Annotated in this window: 15 protein-coding genes; 9 read left to right on the top strand and 6 right to left on the bottom strand. The window is 73.4% G+C overall.

All coding sequences use genetic code 11. From position 1 onward, the window contains the following. Positions 1-15 precede the first annotated feature (15 nt). Positions 16-2778: a preprotein translocase subunit SecA gene (gene secA, locus ACFU74_RS27565; protein WP_380761442.1), complete on the bottom strand. Its 2763-nt coding sequence runs from the start codon at positions 2776-2778 to the stop codon at positions 16-18. 251 nt (positions 2779-3029) lie between these two features. Between secA and ACFU74_RS27560 the strand changes: the two genes are divergently transcribed. Both ACFU74_RS27560 and ACFU74_RS27555 read left to right on the top strand, forming a co-directional pair. After that, a complete protein-coding gene (locus ACFU74_RS27560) occupies positions 3030-3626 on the top strand; it encodes a GNAT family N-acetyltransferase (protein WP_380761440.1) in 597 nt (198 codons plus the stop codon). A gap of 59 nt (positions 3627-3685) precedes the next feature. After that, positions 3686-4903 (top strand): winged helix-turn-helix domain-containing protein, encoded by a 1218-nt coding sequence (locus ACFU74_RS27555; RefSeq protein WP_380761438.1) that lies wholly within the window; start codon positions 3686-3688, stop codon positions 4901-4903. 49 nt (positions 4904-4952) lie between these two features. On the opposite strand, the gene ACFU74_RS27550 is transcribed toward ACFU74_RS27555, so the two are convergent. Next, positions 4953-5711, bottom strand: coding sequence for a response regulator (locus tag ACFU74_RS27550; RefSeq protein ID WP_380761436.1), 759 nt, complete (start codon positions 5709-5711; stop codon positions 4953-4955). Between the two features lie 196 nt (positions 5712-5907). Further along, positions 5908-6600, bottom strand: coding sequence for a ribosome hibernation-promoting factor, HPF/YfiA family (gene hpf, locus ACFU74_RS27545; RefSeq protein ID WP_380761434.1), 693 nt, complete (start codon positions 6598-6600; stop codon positions 5908-5910). 364 nt (positions 6601-6964) lie between these two features. Between hpf and ACFU74_RS27540 the strand changes: the two genes are divergently transcribed. After that, positions 6965-7702, top strand: coding sequence for a ComF family protein (locus ACFU74_RS27540; protein WP_380761432.1), 738 nt, complete (start codon positions 6965-6967; stop codon positions 7700-7702). A 77-nt stretch (positions 7703-7779) separates the two neighbouring features. On the opposite strand, the gene ACFU74_RS27535 is transcribed toward ACFU74_RS27540, so the two are convergent. Genes ACFU74_RS27535 through mtrA form a run of 3 tightly spaced genes read right to left on the bottom strand, consistent with a single transcriptional unit; the run spans position 7780 to position 12476 of the window. Continuing rightward, on the bottom strand, positions 7780-9675 hold the full coding sequence (locus tag ACFU74_RS27535) for an LpqB family beta-propeller domain-containing protein (protein ID WP_380761430.1): 1896 nt from the start codon (positions 9673-9675) through the stop codon (positions 7780-7782). After that, positions 9650-11797 (bottom strand): MtrAB system histidine kinase MtrB, encoded by a 2148-nt coding sequence (gene mtrB / locus ACFU74_RS27530; RefSeq protein WP_380761428.1) that lies wholly within the window; start codon positions 11795-11797, stop codon positions 9650-9652. Before mtrB ends, ACFU74_RS27535 begins: the two co-directional genes overlap by 26 nt. Position 11798: 1 nt before the next feature. Further along, the gene (mtrA, locus tag ACFU74_RS27525; RefSeq protein WP_030061806.1) at positions 11799-12476 is read right to left on the bottom strand and encodes an MtrAB system response regulator MtrA; all 678 of its coding nucleotides are present in this window, start codon (positions 12474-12476) and stop codon (positions 11799-11801) included. 287 nt (positions 12477-12763) lie between these two features. Here mtrA and ACFU74_RS27520 point away from each other — a divergent pair, with 287 nt between their 5' ends. The 6 genes from ACFU74_RS27520 (at position 12764) to ACFU74_RS27495 (ending at position 18664) form a co-directional block, all read left to right on the top strand. Then, positions 12764-13966, top strand: a complete 1203-nt coding sequence (locus ACFU74_RS27520; RefSeq protein ID WP_380761426.1) for a hypothetical protein — start codon at positions 12764-12766, stop codon at positions 13964-13966. 5 nt (positions 13967-13971) lie between these two features. Next, complete coding sequence (locus ACFU74_RS27515; protein ID WP_380761424.1) at positions 13972-14643, top strand: DUF4129 domain-containing protein; 672 nt, start codon at positions 13972-13974, stop codon at positions 14641-14643. Next, positions 14640-15869 (top strand): DUF4350 domain-containing protein, encoded by a 1230-nt coding sequence (locus ACFU74_RS27510; protein WP_380761422.1) that lies wholly within the window; start codon positions 14640-14642, stop codon positions 15867-15869. Before ACFU74_RS27515 ends, ACFU74_RS27510 begins: the two co-directional genes overlap by 4 nt. Positions 15870-15958: 89 nt before the next feature. Continuing rightward, positions 15959-16909, top strand: a complete 951-nt coding sequence (locus ACFU74_RS27505) for an AAA family ATPase (protein ID WP_380761444.1) — start codon at positions 15959-15961, stop codon at positions 16907-16909. A gap of 64 nt (positions 16910-16973) precedes the next feature. Then, the gene (locus ACFU74_RS27500) at positions 16974-18284 is read left to right on the top strand and encodes a DUF58 domain-containing protein (protein WP_380761420.1); all 1311 of its coding nucleotides are present in this window, start codon (positions 16974-16976) and stop codon (positions 18282-18284) included. A 38-nt stretch (positions 18285-18322) separates the two neighbouring features. Continuing rightward, the gene (locus ACFU74_RS27495) at positions 18323-18664 is read left to right on the top strand and encodes a hypothetical protein (protein ID WP_380761418.1); all 342 of its coding nucleotides are present in this window, start codon (positions 18323-18325) and stop codon (positions 18662-18664) included. Positions 18665-18784: the final 120 nt, after the last annotated feature.

Raw genomic sequence — 18784 nt, 5'->3', positions numbered from 1 at the left:
GCCGACGGCCCCGGATCAGCCCTTGCGGCGGCGGCCCTTGGCCGACTTGGCGGCCTTGCGGCGCTCGGCCCGGGTCAGCCCGTCGCCCTCGTCCTCCGCACCGAGGTCCTCGAAGTCGCCCTCGATCACACCGCCGCCGACCTCGTCCGAGGGGGCCGTGTAGTGCAGGCGCTGAGGCTTGGGGGCCTCCAGGCCCTTGGCCTTGATCTCCGGGCGGGCGGCGTCCTTCTCAAGCTTCTCCAGCACGACCTCGGCGTCCGCGACCGGGACCTCCTCGACCTGCTGCTCGACCTGGACCTCCAGGTTGAACAGGTAGCCGACGGACTCCTCCTTGATGCCCTCCATCATCGCGGTGAACATGTCGAAGCCCTCGCGCTGGTACTCGACCAGCGGGTCGCGCTGCGCCATGGCCCGCAGGCCGATGCCCTCCTGGAGGTAGTCCATCTCGTAGAGGTGCTCGCGCCAGCGGCGGTCCAGCACCGACAGCACGACGCGGCGCTCCAGCTCGCGCATGATCTCGGTGCCGAGCTGGTCCTCGCGGGCGCCGTACTGCGCCTGGACGTCCTCCTGGACGACCTTGGTGAGGAACTCCGGAGTGAGGCCCGCGCTGCCGCCGGCCTCCTCCTCCAGCTCCTCCAGGTCAAGGGTGACCGGGTAGAGCTGCTTGAGCGCGGTCCAGAGCTTCTCAAGGTCCCAGTCGTCCTCGAAGCCCTCGCCGGTGGCGGCCCGGACGTACGCCTCGACGGTGTCGTCCATGAAGTGGCCGACCTGCTCCTGGAGGTCCTCGCCCTCCAGCACCCGGCGGCGCTCGCCGTAGATGACCTCGCGCTGGCGGTTCAGCACCTCGTCGTACTTGAGGACGTTCTTGCGGATCTCGAAGTTCTGCTGCTCGACCTGGGTCTGCGCGGAGGCGATGGCCCGGGTGACCATCTTCGACTCGATCGGCACGTCCTCGGGCACGTTGGCCATCGAGAGCACGCGCTCGACCATGCCGGCCTTGAACAGGCGCATCAGGTCGTCGCCCAGCGACAGGTAGAAGCGGGACTCGCCCGGGTCGCCCTGACGGCCGGAACGGCCGCGCAGCTGGTTGTCGATCCGGCGGGACTCGTGCCGCTCGGTGCCGAGGACGTAGAGGCCGCCGGCCTCCTTGACCTCGTCCTGCTCCGCCTTGACCGCGGCCTTGGCCTTCTCCAGGGCGGCCGGGAACGCGGCCTCGTACTCCTCCGGGGTGTCCACCGCGGAGAGCCCGCGCTGGGCCAGCTCGGCGGCCGCGAGGTGGTCGGCGTTGCCGCCGAGCATGATGTCGGTACCGCGGCCGGCCATGTTGGTGGCGACGGTGACGGCGCCCTTGCGGCCGGCCTGGGCGACGATCTGCGCCTCGCGCTCGTGGTGCTTGGCGTTCAGCACCTCGTGCGGGATGCCGCGCTTGCGCAGCTCCTGCGACAGGTACTCGGACTTCTCGACCGACACGGTGCCGACCAGCACCGGCTGGCCCTTCTCGTGCTTCTGGGCGATGTCCTCGACCACGGCGGCGAACTTGGCCGGCTCCGACTTGTAGATCAGGTCGGGCTGGTCGATGCGCAGCGGCGTCCTGTTGGTCGGGATCGGCACCACGCCGAGCTTGTAGATCTGGTGGAACTCGGCCGCCTCGGTGGTGCCGGTACCGGTCATGCCGGCCAGCTTGTCGTACAGGCGGAAGAAGTTCTGGAGGGTGATGGTGGCCAGGGTCTGGTTCTCGTTCTGGACCTCCACCCCCTCCTTGGCCTCGATCGCCTGGTGCATGCCCTCGTTGTAGCGGCGGCCGGCCAGGATGCGGCCGGTGTGCTCGTCGACGATCATGACTTCGCCGTTCATGACGACGTAGTCCTTGTCCGCCTTGTACAGCTCCTTCGCCTTGATGGCGTTGTTCAGGAAGCCGACCAGCGGGGTGTTCACCGACTCGTAGAGGTTGTCGATGCCCAGGTAGTCCTCGACCCGGGTGACGCCCTCCTCCAGGATGCCGACGGTGCGCTTCTTCTCGTCGACCTCGTAGTCGCGGTCGATCTTCAGGCGCAGCACCAGCTTGGCGAAGTCGGCGTACCACTTGGTCGCCTGGTCCGCCGGGCCGGAGATGATCAGCGGGGTGCGGGCCTCGTCGATGAGGATCGAGTCGACCTCGTCGACGACCGCGAAGTTGTGGCCGCGCTGGACGAGCTCGTCCTTCGACCAGGCCATGTTGTCGCGCAGGTAGTCGAAGCCGAACTCGTTGTTGGTGCCGTACGTGATGTCCATCCCGTACTGGCGCTTGCGCTCGGCGGGCGTCATGTTGGCGAGGATCACGCCGACCTCGAGGCCGAGGAAGCGGTGCACCCGGCCCATCCACTCCGAGTCGCGCTCGGCGAGGTAGTCGTTGACCGTGATGAGGTGCACGCCCTTGCCGGTGAGCGCGTTGAGGTACGTGGGCAGGGTGCCGACCAGGGTCTTGCCCTCACCGGTGCGCATCTCGGCGACGAAGCCGAGGTGCAGTGCGGCGCCGCCCATCAGCTGGACGTCGTAGTGGCGCTGGCCCAGCACGCGCTTGGCCGCCTCGCGGACGGTGGCGAACGCCTCGGGGAGGATGTCGTCCAGGGTCTCGCCGTCGGCGAGGCGCTGCTTGTACTCGTCGGTCAGCGCGCGCAGCTCGGCGTCGGTGAGGTTGACGAAGTCCTCTTCGATGGAGTTGACCTGGGCAGCAATCCGCTGCAGCTTGCGAAGGATCTTGCCTTCGCCGGCGCGCAGGATCTTGTCGAAGACGGACACGTGAGCGGGCTCCTTGCCTGGATTGGCACTGGACGACTGCACGGCGGATCCACCCCACCGCACGGGCCATCGTATGCGAGGAGCCCAATGCCCCGGGAGGTGCGTCAGCACGGTATTCCCGTGTCACCCGCGCGAGCACTTCCGACGATAGTCGTTCGCACCGGGGCAAACCGGACGCCCGTCCGGCCAGTTGAATGCACCGGTCCGTTAATCGGATGCCCAGGATTCTCTCTGCACGGAATAATCCGTGCATGGAAGAGCAGCAGGAGAATCAGAACGAGTCGCGCACCGCGGAGCCCGTCGTCCTCACCACGGACCGCCTGGTCCTCCGCGCGCCGGGCGAGGGCGACGTCGACGCGATCCTGGCCGCCTGCCAGGACGAGGAGATCCAGCGCTGGACCGTCGTCCCGGTCCCCTACGGCCGCGAGGACGCCGAGTACTTCGTCCACGACCTCGCCGTCAACGGCCGGCGTACCGGCGACAACCTGGTCTGGTGCGTGTTCGAGCGGGAGTCCGGCGCGCTGGTCGGCAGCCAGGGGCTGACGGCCTGCCCCGGCCGACCGGGCACCGCCGAGGTCGGCTGGTGGGCCGCCAAGGAGTTCCGCGGCCGCGGGTACACCGCCGAGGCCGCCGCCGCGGTGGCCCGCTACGGCCTGCGCGACCTGGGCCTGCGCCGGCTGGAGTGGCTCGCCTACGTGGGCAACGACGGCTCCCGCGCGGTGGCCGAGCGGATCGGCTTCCGCTTCGAGGGCACCCTGCGCTCCTACTCCGAGCAGCGCGGGCGGTTCCTGGACACCTGGATCGCCTCGCTGCTCGCCGAGGACCTCACCGAGGACCTCACCGACTGAACGGTCGGGCCCCGGGCGGCCGGGGCCCGCTGTCGGTACCCCCGTCTAGGCTCGCCGGCATGACCGCCTCGACCTCGCGCCCGGCCGCCGGCCCGTCCCCCGCGGCCCCCGCCCCGGTGACCGTCCTCGGCGCCGACGACGCCCGCCGGATCGCCCTGCGCGCCCAGGGCCTGCTCGGCGCCCCGGACCGCCGCGGCGGGGTGCGCGGGGTGCTGCGCCGGCTCGGCTCCGTCCAGCTCGACACCATCTCGGTCCTGGCCCGCTCCCACGAACTGGTCCCCTACGCCCGGCTCGGCGCGGTCGGCCGCCCGGCGGTCGAGTCGGCGTACTGGGGCTCCGGCACGAGCTTCGAGTACTGGTCGCACGCCGCTTGCGTGCTGCCGGTCGAGGAGTGGCCGCTGTTCGCCTTCCGCCGCCGGGCCTACCGCGCCAAGGCCCACGTCTGGGGCAAGCAGGTCGACGCGGCGACGTACCGCACCGTGCTCGACAAGCTGCGCGACGAGGGCCCGCTCACGTCCACCGAACTGGGCGGCGCCAAGAGGACCGCCGAATGGTGGGACTGGTCCGACACCAAGATCGCGGTGGAGCGGGCCCTGGCCTTCGGCGACGTGGTCTGCACCGAGCGCCGGAGCTGGAAGCGCGTCTACGCCCTGGCCGAACAGGCCGTCCCCGCCGAGCTGTTCGCCGCCGAGCCCGCGGACGAGGAGTGCCTGCGGACCCTGGTCGCGCAGTCCGGCGCGGCCCTCGGCGTGGCCACCCGGGCCGACCTGCTCGACTACCACCGGCTGCGCGCCGACCAGTTGGACGCGGCGCTGCCCGATTCGGGCCTGGTCCCGGTCCAGGTGGCCGGCTGGGGCCCGGACGGCTCCCCCGGCGCGGCCTGGGCCGACCCGGCGGCGCTCGCCGCGGCCCCGCGCGGACGCCACCGCACCACGCTGCTCTCGCCGTTCGACTCGCTGGTCTGGGACCGCCCGCGCACCGAACGGATCTTCGGCATGCTCCACCGGCTGGAGGCCTACACCCCCAAGCACAAGCGGGTGCACGGCTACTTCGCGATGCCGCTGCTGACCGGCGGGCAGCTGGTCGGCCGGGTCGATCCCGCCCGCGAGGGACGGACCCTGGTGGCCCGTCAGGTCTCGCTGGACTCCCCCCGGCACCTGGAGGCGCTGGCCGGGGCGCTGCGCGAGGCGGCCTCCTGGGTGGGCTGCGACGACGTCCGGGTCGAACGGCTGCCCGACGAGACGCTGCGCCCGGCGCTGGAGAAGCTGCTCGGCTGAGCCGGCGCGGGGCACGGTGTGCGCGGAGGGGCCCCAACGGGCCCCTCGCTCACCCTATTTCGAGGATCTTCTCGCGCATCGCGTACACCACGGCCTCCATCCGGGAGTGCAACTGGAGCTTCTCCAGGATGTTGCGCACGTGGTTCTTCACGGTGTTCTCGCTGATGAACAGCTCCTTGGCGATCTCCCGGTTGTTCATCCCGGTGGCCACCAGCTTCAGCACCTCCAGCTCGCGGTCGGTCAGCCGCGGCGCGGGCACCAACTCCCGCTCGTCGGACCGGCGCTGGATCATCGACTTGAACTCGGTGAGCAGCTTGGACGCCATCGACGGGCTGATCTGGGACTGCCCGTCGGCGACCGCGCGGATCGCGGTGGCGACCTCGTCGGTGGAGATCTCCTTGAGCAGGTACCCGGTGGCGCCCGCCTTGATCGCCTCGTAGAGGTCGGCCTCCTCGTCGCTTATCGTCAGCATGATGATCTTGGTGCTGGGTGCGACGTCCTTGATCGCGGTACAGGCCTCGATCCCGCTGCGGCGCGGCATCCTGACGTCCATGAGGATGATGTCCGGCAGCAGGTCGGCGGCCTTGAGCACCGCCTCGGCGCCGTCGCCGGCCTCGCCGACGACCGTGATGTCCTCCTCCTCGGCCAGCACGATCTCCAGTCCGCGGCGGAACAGCGCGTGGTCGTCCACCACCAGGACGCGGATCGGCTCCCCCCGGCGCAGGGCGTACTCGGGCTCCGCCCCCGGGCCGGGCGACACCCCCGCGACCGGCCCCGTTGCGGGCCCCAGCCCGAAGTGATCCCCCATCCGCTCCTCCCCCGTCGCCGGTCTTCGTTCGCCAATCATTCCACGGCCGGAGCACCTCCCGGTCACCCTCCGGCGCCGATCGCCCCGCATCGGGTGACCTGTGCGACGGCCCGGCGGCGCGTCCGGACGGCCCCGGAACGCCGGTGACCCCGGCGGCACCGGCCACCGGGGTCACTCTCCCATGCTGCTCGGACGGTCAGTCCTCGTCGTCACCCGCGCCGATCGCACCACCGGCGCCACCACCCTCGACGGTCGAGCCGTCGGCCTTCAGGTGGATCACACCGTAGTGGTAACCGTGCCGGCGGTAGACGACGCTCGGCAGGCCGCTGTCCTTCTCCACGAAGAGGTAGAAGTCGTGACCGACCAGCTCCATCTCGTAGAGCGCCTGGTCGAGCGCCATCGGGGCGGCCGGGTGCGTCTTCTCCCGGACCACCAGCGGGCCTTCGCCCTCCACTTCCAGGGATCCCATCATGGTCTTGCGGACGGCCCCGTTGGTCACGCTCTCCGCCGGCTTCGTCTCGGGCAGCGCGGCCAGGGCCGCGGTCGCCTCGGCGACGCTGATCGGGGTGCGGCCGTTGCCGCCCTTGTGGACCCGACGCCGGTCCGCGGACTTGCGCAGCTGGGCGTCGAGCTTCGCCGAGGCCAGGTCGAGCGCCGCGTACGGGTCGGCGGCGGCGGCCTCGGCCCGGATCACCGGACCACGGGTACGGAGAGTGATCTCCACGCGGTCCGACCGGTCGGCCTGCCGCGGGTTGTGTTCCTTGGACACCTCGACATCGAGGCTGATCGCCTTGGTGTCGAACTTCTGGACCTTCTCCAGCTTCTCGGCCACGTGATCCCGGAACCTCTTGGGCACCTCGGTCTTACGGCCCTTGACAACGATGTCCACGCAGAACTCCGATCCCTCGTTCTGTCGCCGGTCCGGGTGCTACCGGACCGGGCTGAGACCAGCCGGACCAGCCAATCCTGCGCCGGCCCTCCGTCCCACCGGCAACGGTGGGAACGACTGGCCCTCACCTCACTTCCTCCCCATCAGGGACGGTTGAAACCCCCTGGGGCTCATCGAACACCTCACAGGGAGTTTTCGCCTCCCCAGCGGAGGTTTCGGGTATGACGGACCAATGGGGCTTGGCGGTCAAGCCGTTGCCCCCTGTCTACCCTCCTGTGAGTGAAACACAGGTAAATACCTGGACAACACCCCCCGTACGGCGCATTCTTTGCTCACTCTCCGTTCCGATCCGGGAGGAGCAGTCGTGCCGCCGACCTCCGCACCGCCCCGACCGCAGTCCGTCCACGGGCCGTTCGCCCACGCCCTGGCCGGGCTGCTCGACGTGCTGGTCCCGGCCCCCTGCGCGGGCTGCGGCGCCGACCGCGGGCAGCTCTGCCGGAACTGCCGGCACGTCCTCGCCATCGCCCGCCCCGGGCCCTGCGCGGCCCTGCCCTGGACGCACGCCGCCGCGCCGTACGACGGCCCGGTCCGCCGGATGCTGCTGGCCCACAAGGAACGCGGCGCGCTCCGGCTGGCCGGTCCGCTCGGGGAGGCGCTCGCCCTGGCGGTGCGCTCCGCGCTCGGCCCGCGCGCCGGGCAGGGACCGCTGCTGCTCGTCCCGGTGCCCTCGGCCCGCGCGGCCGTCCGCGCCCGGGGCCACGACCCGACGCTGCGGCTGGCCGGTGCCGCCGCCCGCGCCCTGCGCAGGGAGGGCCTGGACGCCCGCGCCGCACCGCTGCTGCGCCACACCCGGCCGGTCGCCGACCAGGCCGGGCTGCCCGCCGCCGAGCGCCGGCGCAACCTGCACGGCGCGCTCACCGTACGGCCCCTCGGCCGCCGGGCCGCCGGGCTGCGGCCGGTCCTGGTGGACGACCTGGTGACCACCGGCGCGAGCCTCGCCGAGGCCGCCCGGGCGCTGTCGGCCGCGGGCCTGCCGCCCCGCGCGGCCGCCACCGTCGCAGCGGCCGGCGCGGACCGGCACCCGGGCAACGGGCCGGGGTGAGCCAACGGGGCGACCGGCCGGAGGTGATCCGCCCGTCCGTCCGCCGCCCACCCGCCCGTCGGCCCGGCCCCGCCGGATCAGCCCGGGTAGATGAACGAGGAGACCCGGTACTGCAGCCCCTGCTGCTCCCGCCACTGGTTGTTGACCAGCCGGTACGGCTTGCCCTGCGCCCCCTGCAACGCCAGCACCGGCGGCACCACCGGCGTACCGCCGCTCCCCCCGCTGTTCACCCGGGACTCCGACGCGGCGACCGTGATCATCTCGCCGCCGCTCCACAGCCGCGCATCGGGGTTCGTGGACCCGTCCGTGCTGACGTAGTGCAGCTGCTGGAGCTTGTCCTTCTCCTTGCCCAGCACCAGCAGCTGGTCCGCCTCCGCCCAGGAGACCGAGACCACGTCCTCGAACGCCGGATTGGCCGGCCGCAGACCGGTGATCCGCGCGGTCGGGGCGTCCTTGGTGCCCTCGTGGACGAGCAGCCCCAGGTAGAGCTTGCTCTCCTTGCTGTCCTTGCTGTCCTTGAGCAGCAGCGCCACCCGGACCCCGTCCGAGGACACCTTGACGGCATGCACCGACCGGCCGTCCAGCAGCTCGACCGGGACCTCGACGACCTTCCGGCCGCGCACCAGCAGCACCTTGGCGCCCTGCGGATCCCGGTCCACCACGTAGAGGTCGCCGCGCCCGTCCCAGGTCGGCGAGGCCAGGCCGCCCGCACCCGGGCGGGGCGGGGTGGTCAGCACCGGTTGCGGCATCGCGCTCACGTTCTCCGCGAACGGCACGGTGTAGAGCTGCTGGCCGTCCCCGCTGATCGCCGCGGCGTGCTCGCCGTCCCGGGCGACCGCGATCGCGCCCAGCTTCCGGCCGGACTGCTGCGGGCGGCCGAGCGGCCCGTGCACCGGGTCGCCGTCGTCGTCGCCGCCGCGCGTCTCGTACAGCACGCCATCGTCCTCGCGCTGGTAGAACTGGCGGGTGGCCATCTGCCCGGCGAGCGACCCCGGCCCGGTCGCGGGCTCGTCGCCGCGGCTCGCCTGGCAGCCGGGGCTGCCGTGGGCCGCCTTGAGCTCCAGCCGCTCCACCTGCCCGGTGCCCTGGTCGGCGAGCGTGTACAGGAGTTGGGTGGCCATCCGCCGACAGGCGGTGGCGCTGCCCAGGTCGACCCCGAGCACCGTCACATGGCCGAGGCGGTTGTCGTCCAGGGTCACCGTGTCCACCTTCGCCCCGACCGGGAAGGCGGAGCGGGCGACCGGCGCGATCCACTTCGAAGGCCCGGCGACCAGCGCGTTGGCGGCCGAGCCCAGCGGGTCTATTCGGCGCCGCAGGTAGATCGGGTCGGCGATCAGCACGTCCTGGCTGGTCGCCGCGTCACCGGTCGGCGCGGACGGGTCCGGTGCCGCGTAGAAGAACCGGTCGACCTGGCGGAAGCTGTTGCGGAAGTTGACCTCGTTGAGGATCAGCCCGTCGGGCAGCACATTGATCCGCCACTCGTCGCCGGGCTTCTCCCGCACGAAGGAGAAGTCGAGATTGGCGTCGCGCGGCGCCGCGGTCCGGTAGGAGTGCCGCTCGTCCACCTCGGCCACCACCTGCCCGATGAGCGGGATGGAGACCTCGGTGTCGGCCGGGGTCACGTGCACCGCGGGCTGGGTCGGCCTGCCGCCGAGCACCTTGACGCCCGACTCCGGGTTCCAGCGCGCCGAGGCGGTCGGCGTCAGGTACTTGCGGGCCGTGCCGTAGTCGTCGTCGGCGGTCAGCGCGTCCAGGAACCCGGCCAGCAGGTCCGGCGGCCCGGCGCCCTTGGCGGGTTCCACCGGGAAGACCCTGACCTGGAGGTTCTTCTCCGCCGAGCTCTTGGACAGCTCGATCCTGGTCACGCCGCCGGAATCCGGCATCGCCGCGCAGCCGCCGGCCAGCAGGCTGCCCAGCAGGGCACCGACCACCCCGGCCAGCCGCGGCTCAGTCCTGCCGCTGGTCCTTCGCACCGTGCGACCCCTCCGTGTCCGTTCCACCCGGGCCGGCCGCCCCGGCCACCCCGGCGGCCTCGTCCGGCCCCGTGATCCGCTGCGCCACCGACGGCCGGCCCGGCACCGTGTCCACCATGACCTGCGCGCCGGTCGCACCGTACCCGGCACCGGCCGGACGCACGTCCGACGGGTCGGCGCGCGGGGCGTCCGGCAGCCGCCGGCCGAGACCCGGGCCGATGCTCAGCACACCGCCGAGCCCGCTGCCGAACCCGCTGCCGGAGGCCTCCGGGGTCTCCGGGACGGCCACCTCCTCCGCCACGGCCAGCGCGGTCGAACCGGCCGGGCGAATCGCCCGCCGGTACGGCGTCCCGTACGTACCGAGGCCCCGGTTGTTGCGCGAGTCCTCCGGCTCCAGCCGGAACGGCGCCCGGCTGATCTCGCCGCCGCGGGTGCGCGGCAGGGTGAGCCGGAAGTGCGAACCGCCGCCCGGCTCGCCCCAGGCCTGGAGCCAGCCGCCGTGCAGGTGCGCGTCCTCCACCGCGATGGACAGGCCCAGACCGGTGCCGCCGGTGGTCCGGACCCGGGACGGGTCGGCCCGCCAGAAGCGGTGGAACACCCGGGACGCCTCGCCCGGCTTGAGGCCGATGCCGTAGTCGCGCACGCCGACCGCGACCGCGCCGTCCTGCGAGCCCAGCCGGACCACGACGTCCCGGCCCTCGCCGTGCTCCAGCGCGTTGACCACCAGGTTGCGCAGGATGCGCTCGATCCGCCGGGAGTCGACCTCGGCCACCACCGGCTCGCCGTCGCCGCGGATCACCACCGCGCTGCCCTTGGCCTGCGCCAGCGGATCGGCGGCCTCGACCACCCGGCCGACGATCTCGCGCAGGTCCACCGGCTCGGCGTCCAGCACGGCCGCGCCGGCGTCGAAGCGGCTGATCTCCAGCAGGTCGGCGAGCAGCGACTCGAACCGGTCCAACTGCCCCTGGAGCAGCTCGGCGGACCGGGCCGCCATCGGGTCCAGGTCCTCACGGCTGTCGTAGATGAGGTCGGCGGCCATCCGGACGGTGGTCAGCGGGGTGCGCAGCTCGTGCGAGACGTCCGAGACGAAGCGCCGCTGCACCCGGGACAGCTCCTCCAGCTGGCGGATCTGGGCCTGGAGCGCGTTGGCCATCCGGTTGAACGATTCGCCGAGCCGGGCGATGTCGTCGGTGCCGGTGACCTTCATCCGCTCCTCGAGGTGCCCGGCGGCCAGCCGCTCGGAGATCCCGGCGGCCATCCGGACCGGGGTCACCACCTGGCGCACCACCAGCCAGGCGATGCCGCCCATCATGATCACCACGAACACGCCGGCGGTCGCCAGGGTGCCGGTGATCAGGTTGAGGGTCTTGGTCTCCTGGCCGAAGGAGAAGACGTAGTACAGCTGGTAGCTGGTGCCGTCCGGGCCCGAGAACTGCTGGCCGAAGACCAGGCCCGGCTCGGTCTTCCCGCTCTCCGAGCGCTGGATCCGGGTGGGCTGGCTGAACGTCTGGCCGGCCTCCTGCGCGACCCGCGCCTTCAGCGCGGCCGGGATGCTGTCCGGCGAGATGTCGCCCGAGTAGCGCGGGCCGAGGCTGGCCCGGTCCGGCTGCACGGTCTGGCCGGTGCCCGGCAGCATCGCGATCACCGAGAAGACGTTCTGCCCGCTCGCCGCCAGTTCGCCGACCTGCCGCAGCAGCCAGGTGCCCGGCTCCTCGGTGGCAGGATCGGCGGCCGCGCCGATCCGCACCCGCAGGTCCTTCGCCTCGTTGATCTTCTTGAGCTCGGTCTGGAAGCCCGCGACCGCCTGGTCGCGCGCCGCGGCGCGCTTGGTGTCCAGCAGCCCGGTGCGTACCTGCGCCACCACGACGACACCCAGCACCAGCACCACCAGGACCGACAGCAGCAGCGTCGCCGCCACCACCCGCAGCTGGATCGAGCGCCGGTACAGCGCCGCCACCCGGTGCACGGGACGACGCAGCTGACGGCTCACCAGCGCGAACAGCGCCACCGGCCCGCGCCGGCGGCGGCTGCGCACGGTCGAACTCAGCACGTCCCCGCGCACGGCGCCGCCGCCCCCGTCGGTCGCGGCACCCGCCGGGGTCTCGTCGGACTGGTCGCTCACGTCAGCTGGGCCCGGCCTTGTAGCCGACGCCGCGGACGGTCACCACGATCTCGGGGCGCTCCGGGTCCTTCTCGATCTTGGAGCGCAGACGCTGCACATGGACGTTCACCAGCCGGGTGTCCGCCGCGTGCCGGTAGCCCCAGACCTGCTCCAGCAGCACCTCGCGGGTGAACACCTGCCAGGGCTTGCGGGCCAGCGCGACCAGCAGGTCGAACTCCAGCGGGGTCAGCGGGATGCCCCGCCCGTCCCGCTTCACCGAGTGGCCGGCCACGTCGATCACCAGATCGCCGATGGTCAGCTGCTCCGGGGTCGGCTCCTCGGCACGGCGCAGCCGGGCACGCACCCGGGCCACCAGCTCCTTGGGCTTGAACGGCTTGGTGACGTAGTCGTCCGCGCCCGACTCCAGACCCACCACGACGTCCACCGTGTCGGTCTTGGCGGTCAGCATGACGATCGGAATCCCGGACTCGGCCCGGATCTGCCGGCAGACGTCGATGCCGTCCCGACCGGGCAGCATGAGGTCGAGCAGGACCAGGTCGGGCTTGGTCTCCCGGAACGCGGCTAGCGCCTTGTCCCCGTCGGCGACGAAAAACGGCTCAAAACCCTCACCACGCAGCACGATACCGAGCATCTCGGCCAGTGCGGAGTCGTCATCAACGACGAGGACGCGTCCCTTCATGGCTCCATCCTCTCATTACCGGATTGTGACCTGCCGCACAGCAGTCCCATTGCGCCAGAACGGCCAACTGGCGGCCGGGCGAATTCCGGCCATACCGGGCCAAAGAACCTGCCCCGTCCACCCCCTGCGCCCCCGGCGGGACCCACCGGCCGTCCACGGAGCGGGCGTTGCCGTTCAGCAACCGGATCCCCCTGGGGCGCGTCCGACCACCATGGCACGATGGGCGCTGCGCCCGCGTGAAGATCCACCCGGCGCCGCGAAACCCTGACGCCCTCCGAGGAGCAGTGATGACCGACACCCCGGGCTGGGCCTCGCCCGGCTCGTCCGAGCCGCCCCGCGACGGTGCCCGGCCCCCGGCCGACGCGCCCGCAGCCGTGCCCGGCCAGTCGGCACCGCCCCACCACGCCCCGCCCGCCTGGGGCACCGCCCCCGGCGCACCGCAGCCCCCGTACGGGCAGCAGCAGCCGCCGTACGGCCAGCAGCCCCCCTACGGGCCGCCCGGCGGCCAGTACGGCTGGGGAGCGCCGCCCAGCCCCAAGCCCGGCGTCATCCCGCTGCGCCCGCTCGGCCTCGGCGAGATCCTCGACGGCGCCGTCTCCACCGTCCGCAAGCACTGGCGGGTCGCCCTCGGCCTCTCCTTCGGCGTCGCCGTGGTCCAGCAGGGCGTCGCGCTCGGCGCCCAGCTCGCCATCCAGGGCGACACCGGCGAGCTCACCCCGGTGCTGACCTCCCTGGTCAGCCTGCCGCTCGGCTGGCTGCTCGGAGTGATCGCCTCGGCCCTGCTGACCATGGTGGTCAGCCGGGCGGTCCTCGGGCAGTCCGTCACGCTCAAGGAGGCCTGGCGCGACGCCCGGCCCCGGCTGTTCCAGCTGGTCGGCCTCACCCTGCTGAACGGCCTGATCGTCGGCGGCATCATCCTGCTGGGCTTCGCCCCGCTCATCGGCTACGCGCTGGCCGGGGACGCCGACCCGGGAACCGCCTTCCTGCTCTTCCTCGTGGGCTTCCTCGTCGCCCTGGCCGCCCTGTGGATCGGCGTCCAGCTCAGCCTGGCCGCGCCCGCGCTGATGCTGGAGAAGCAGGGCGTCATCGCCGCCCTCTCCCGCTCCCGCCGCCTGGTCAGCCGCTCCTGGTGGCGGATCTTCGGCATCACCCTGCTCAGCACGGCCATCGCCTGGATCGTCTCCAGCGTGATCAGCACCCCGTTCACGGTCGCCGGGATGGTCCTCGGCTGGGGCGACCTCACCAGCCAGATCGACGCCGGCGACGCCGCGAGCATGCCCCCCGCCCTGCTGGTCACCGTCGCCATCGGCGGCATCCTCTCCTCCACCGTCACGCTCCCCTTCACCGCCACCGTCGGCGTGCTGCTCTACGTCGACCAGCGGATCCGCCGCGAGGCCCTCGACATCGAGCTCGCCCGCGCCGCCGGCCTGTCCGAGCACGGCGGCACCGGCTGGGGCGGCCAGTCCGGCCCCGCCCCGGCAGGGCACTGAGCCCGATGCCGACCTGGGGGGAGATCGTCGTACTCGCGGGCGGGGCCCCGGTCACGACCCCGCGCGACGCGGCCCGTGACGCGGCCCGCGACGAACTGGTCAAGGCCGACTACCACCGCCACGACCCGAGCATCCAGGAACGGGTCATCAACTGGATCACGGACCGGATCGACGACGCGCTCGGCGCGCTCGCCGGAGGGGGCACCAGCGGCACCACCGGCCTGATCCTCTTCCTGGTGGTCGCCGTGCTGATCGCCGCCGCCCTCTGGTGGCGGCTCGGCGCACCCAAGCGGGCCGCCCGCACCGACCTCGGCGTCTTCGGCGGCACCGGCCCGCGCAGCGCCGCCGAGCACCGGGCCGACGCCGAACGGCACGCCGCCGCCGGCCGGTGGGCGGAGGCCGTCCGCGAGCAGCTGCGCGCCCTGGTCCGCGGCCTGGAGGAGCGCACCCTGCTCGACCCCCGCCCCGGCCGCACCGCCGACGAGGCCGCCGCCGAGGCCGGCCGCGCGCTGCCCGAGCACGCCTCCGCGCTGATCACGGCCGCCCACACCTTCGACGACATCGTCTACGGCGAGCGCACCGCCGACCAGGCCGCCTACCAGCTGCTGCGCGACCTCGACCGGACCCTCGAACGCGCCCGCCCGGTCCTCGTCCCGGCCGCCGGAGGAGCCGCATGACCAGCGCCACCCCCGCCCCGCCGACGGCGCCGCACCCGCCGGCGCCCGAGCCCGCCCGGGCGGACACCAGCCTCGCCCCCACCGGCCGCGGCCTGTGGCGGCGCGCCCGCTGGTACCTGCTCACCGTCGTCCTCGTCCTGCTCGCCGCAGTCGTGCTGGCCGCCGCCAACGACGAACGCCAGTACCCGCCGCTGGACCCGCGCTCCTACGAGGCCACCGGCAGCCACGCCGTGACCGCCCTGCTCCAGCGCGAGGGCCTCGACGTCGACCTCACCACCGACCCCACCGGCCGCCCCTCCCGCGCCGACACCCTGGTACTGCCCGAACCCGACCTGCTCAGCCCCGAGCAACTGGCCGCCGTCGCCGCCGCCGGGCACGCCCGGCTGGTCCTCGTCTCCCCCGGCCCCGCCGCCCTCACCGCCCTCGCCCCCGGCGTCCGGATGTCCGACGAGAACGGCGGCATCCCCTACGCCCGCGTCCACAGCACCGACGCCGCGTGCTCGCTGCCGGAGGCCGTCCGGGCCGGCAGCGCCCACGTCGGCGGCCTGCTCTACACCGCCGGCAGCCGCGGCGAGGGCTGCTACCAGCGGGGCCACGGCTACCCCGTGGTGGTCGTCCCCACCGGCCGCGGCACCGACGTGGTGGTCCTCGGCAGCGGCGAGTTCCTCACCAACGGGCTGCTCAAGAAGGACGGCAACGCCGCCCTCGGGCTCGGCCTGCTCGGCGCCCGGCCGCACGTCACCTGGCACCTGCCCGACTACAGCGTCCCGGTCGCCGAGAGCGCGCGGAAGAACTTCCGGGACTACATCCCCGAGGGCTGGACCTGGGCCGGCTACCAGCTCGCCGTCGCCGTCGTGCTGGCCGCGCTCTGGCGCGCCCGCCGGCTCGGCCCGGTCGTCAGCGAGAACCTGCCCGTGGTGGTCCGCGCCTCCGAGACCACCGAGGGCCGCGCCCGCCTCTACCACCGCGCCAGGGCCCGCGGTCGCGCCGCCGACGCCCTGCGCCGCGCCACCGCGCACCGCGTCGCCCCGGCCCTGGGCGTCCCGCCCGTGGCGGGCGCGCCCGACCCCACCGCTCTTTGCGCGGCCGTCGCCGACCGCCTCCCCGAGCGGTCCGCCGGGGACGTACGGGCCCTCCTGTACGGCCCGCCCCCGACCGACGACGCCGCGCTGCTGCGGCTCGCCGACGACCTCGACGCCCTCGAAAGGCAGGTTCGGAAGCCGTGACCGAGAAGGCCACCACCCAGCTCCGCATCACCCCCGGCACGGCACCCGCCACCCCCGGCACCACCGTCCCCGCCCCCGGCGACCCGCGGATCAGCGACCCGCGCGAGGCCCTGACCGCCCTGCGCGCCGAGATCGCCAAGGCCGTCGTCGGCCAGGACGCCGCCGTCACCGGCCTCGTCGTCGCCCTGCTCTGCGGCGGCCACGTGCTGCTCGAAGGCGTCCCCGGCGTCGCCAAGACCCTGCTGATCCGCACCCTCTCCACCGCGCTCAGCCTGGAGACCAAGCGCATCCAGTTCACCCCCGACCTGATGCCCGGCGACGTCACCGGCTCGCTGGTCTACGACGCCCGCACCGCCGAGTTCTCGTTCCAGCCCGGCCCGGTCTTCACCAACCTGGTGCTGGCCGACGAGATCAACCGCACCCCGCCGAAGACCCAGGCGGCCCTGCTGGAGGCCATGGAGGAGCGGCAGGTCACCGTCGACGGCGAACCGCGCGCCCTGCCGGTGCCGTTCCTGGTCGCCGCGACCCAGAACCCCGTCGAGTACGAGGGCACCTACCCGCTGCCCGAGGCCCAGCTCGACCGCTTCCTGCTGAAGCTGATCCTCCCGCTGCCCGACCGCGACCAGGAGTTCCAGGTCCTCGCCCGGCACGCCGCCGGCTTCGACCCGCGCGACCTCACCGCCGCCGGCGTCCGCCCGGTCGCCGGCCCCGGGCACATCGCGGCCGCCCGCGAGCAGATCGCCCGGCTGACCGTCTCCCCCGAGATCCTCGCCTACATCGTCGACCTCTGCCGGGCCACCCGGCAGTCGCCCTCGCTCTCCATCGGCGTCTCCCCGCGCGGTGCCACCGCGCTGCTCGGCGCCTCCCGCGCCTGGGCCTGGCTGGCCGGGCGCGACTACGTCACCCCCGACGACGTCAAGGCGCTCGCCCTGCCCACCCTGCGGCACCGCGTCACCCTGCGCGCGGAGGCCGAGATGGAGGGCGTCACCGCCGACTCCGTCATCCAGGCCGTACTCGCCCAGACGCCGGCTCCGCGCTGACCCCGCCGCGCCAGCCCGCCCCTCCGGCCGGCCCACCCCCGGCCCCGACGAAGGAACGCACCGCATGGCCCTCACCGGGCGAACCGCCCTGCTAGCCGCGCTCGGCGCCCTCGTCACGGGCCTGCTGCTGCCCTCCTGGGCCGGAATCGGCGCCGTCACCGGTGCGGTCCTGCTCGGCGTCGTCGTCGACCTGGTGCTCGCCGCCCCCGTCCGCAGCCTGCGGATCGTCCGGGGCGGCGACACCACCGTGCGGCTCGGCGAGCCCGCCGCCGTCGAACTGAGCGTCACCAACCAGGCCGGACGCCCCCTGCGGGCCCGGATCCGCGACGCCTGGGCCCCGTCCGCCTGGCGACCCGGCACCGGGACCGCCGCCTCCCGGCACACCCTGCGCGTGCCCGGCCACGAGCGACGGCGCGTCACCACCGTCCTCACCCCCACCCGGCGCGGCGACCACCACTCCCACAAGGTGACGGTCCGCTCGCTGGGCCCGCTCGGCCTGGCCGGCCGTCAGGGCTCGCACCTGGTCCCCTGGACCGTCCGCGCCCTGCCCCCCTTCGCCAGCCGCAAGCACCTGCCCTCCCGGCTCGCCCGGCTGCGCGAACTCGACGGCCGCACCTCCGTGCTGACCCGCGGCCAGGGCACCGAGTTCGACTCGCTGCGCGAGTACCTGCCCGGCGACGACGTCCGCTCCATCGACTGGCGGGCCAGCGCCCGTCGCCACACCGTCGCCGTCCGCACCTGGCGACCCGAGCGCGACCGGCACATCCTCGTCGTGCTCGACACCGGCCGCACCTCGGCCGGCCGGGTCGGCGACGCCCCCCGCCTGGACGCCTCGCTCGACGCCGCACTGCTGCTCACCGCCCTCGCCACCAAGGCCGGCGACCGGGTCGACCTGCTCGCCCACGACCGGCGCAAGCGGGCCTCGGTGGCCGGCCGCTCGCCGAACGAGATCCTCCCGGCCTTCACCAACGCGATGGCCGTCCTGGACCCCGCCCTCTACGAGACCGACATGCGCTCGCTGGTCGCCACCGCGCTCAAGATGGCGCCGCACCGCTCGCTGATCGTCCTGCTCACCGGCCTGGACGCGGCCCCGGTCGAGGACGGCCTGCTCCCCCTGCTGCCGCTGCTCACCAAGCGGCACGAGGTCGTCCTCGCCTCCGTCTCCGACCCCCACCTCGACGAGCTCGCCGCCGGCCGCGGCACGGTGGAGGCCGTCTACGGCGCCGCGGCCGCCGAGCAGACCCGCGCCGACCGCCGCCACACCGCCGACCGCCTCACCCGCGCCGGCATCACCGTCATCGACGCCCCGCCCGCCTCGGTCGCCCCCGCCCTGGCCGACACCTACCTCGCCCTCAAGGCCGCCGGCCGGCTCTGAGCAGGCCCTGTCGTACCCACGCACTACGCTCACGGTCCATGAGCGTCTCCCTGTACTACTCCGCGCACCGGACCGCACCTCTGACGGAGGCCGAGACGGTCTCCGTCGCCGACATCGTCGCTGCCCGCGCTCCCTCGTTCCCGTACCAGGAGGAGGAAGGCCTCTTCCTGTACCCCCGGAGCGACGAGCCGGACGAGATCCTCGCCGGCTCCACGAAGCTGCCGTACGAGCCGGACCGGGTGCTGCCCGTCATGACCCACGTGCTGACGTCCGTGACCGAGTTGCGCCGCGCGCTGCCCGAAGCCCAGTGGCACGTACACATGGACGACCTGGACGTCCCGTGGGACGAGGCCGACGGCTACGCCTTCCCCGGTATGTGATTCCGCGGAACCCACCGTGAACGCAAAGAACCCCCGCCGGAATACCGGCGGGGGTTCTTCTCAAAATTTGTTCGGCGGCGTCCTACTCTCCCACAGGGTCCCCCCTGCAGTACCATCGGC

Source organism: Kitasatospora sp. NPDC057500 (genome assembly GCF_042802195.1).
GTDB lineage: Bacteria > Actinomycetota > Actinomycetes > Streptomycetales > Streptomycetaceae > Kitasatospora.
This window is presented reverse-complemented; position numbering and strand designations above follow the sequence as displayed.

Bases quoted from the DNA above. Each gene is read 5' to 3' on its own strand.
- ACFU74_RS27495 (WP_380761418.1), top strand. From the start codon at position 18,323: ATGAGCGTCTCCCTGTACTACTCCGCGCACCGGACCGCACCTCTGACG.
- ACFU74_RS27510 (WP_380761422.1), top strand. From the start codon at position 14,640: ATGACCAGCGCCACCCCCGCCCCGCCGACGGCGCCGCACCCGCCGGCG.
- ACFU74_RS27560 (WP_380761440.1), top strand. From the start codon at position 3,030: ATGGAAGAGCAGCAGGAGAATCAGAACGAGTCGCGCACCGCGGAGCCC.
- mtrA (WP_030061806.1), bottom strand. From the start codon at position 12,476: ATGAAGGGACGCGTCCTCGTCGTTGATGACGACTCCGCACTGGCCGAG.
- ACFU74_RS27500 (WP_380761420.1), top strand. From the start codon at position 16,974: ATGGCCCTCACCGGGCGAACCGCCCTGCTAGCCGCGCTCGGCGCCCTC.
- ACFU74_RS27520 (WP_380761426.1), top strand. From the start codon at position 12,764: ATGACCGACACCCCGGGCTGGGCCTCGCCCGGCTCGTCCGAGCCGCCC.
- ACFU74_RS27515 (WP_380761424.1), top strand. From the start codon at position 13,972: ATGCCGACCTGGGGGGAGATCGTCGTACTCGCGGGCGGGGCCCCGGTC.
- ACFU74_RS27555 (WP_380761438.1), top strand. From the start codon at position 3,686: ATGACCGCCTCGACCTCGCGCCCGGCCGCCGGCCCGTCCCCCGCGGCC.
- ACFU74_RS27550 (WP_380761436.1), bottom strand. From the start codon at position 5,711: ATGGGGGATCACTTCGGGCTGGGGCCCGCAACGGGGCCGGTCGCGGGG.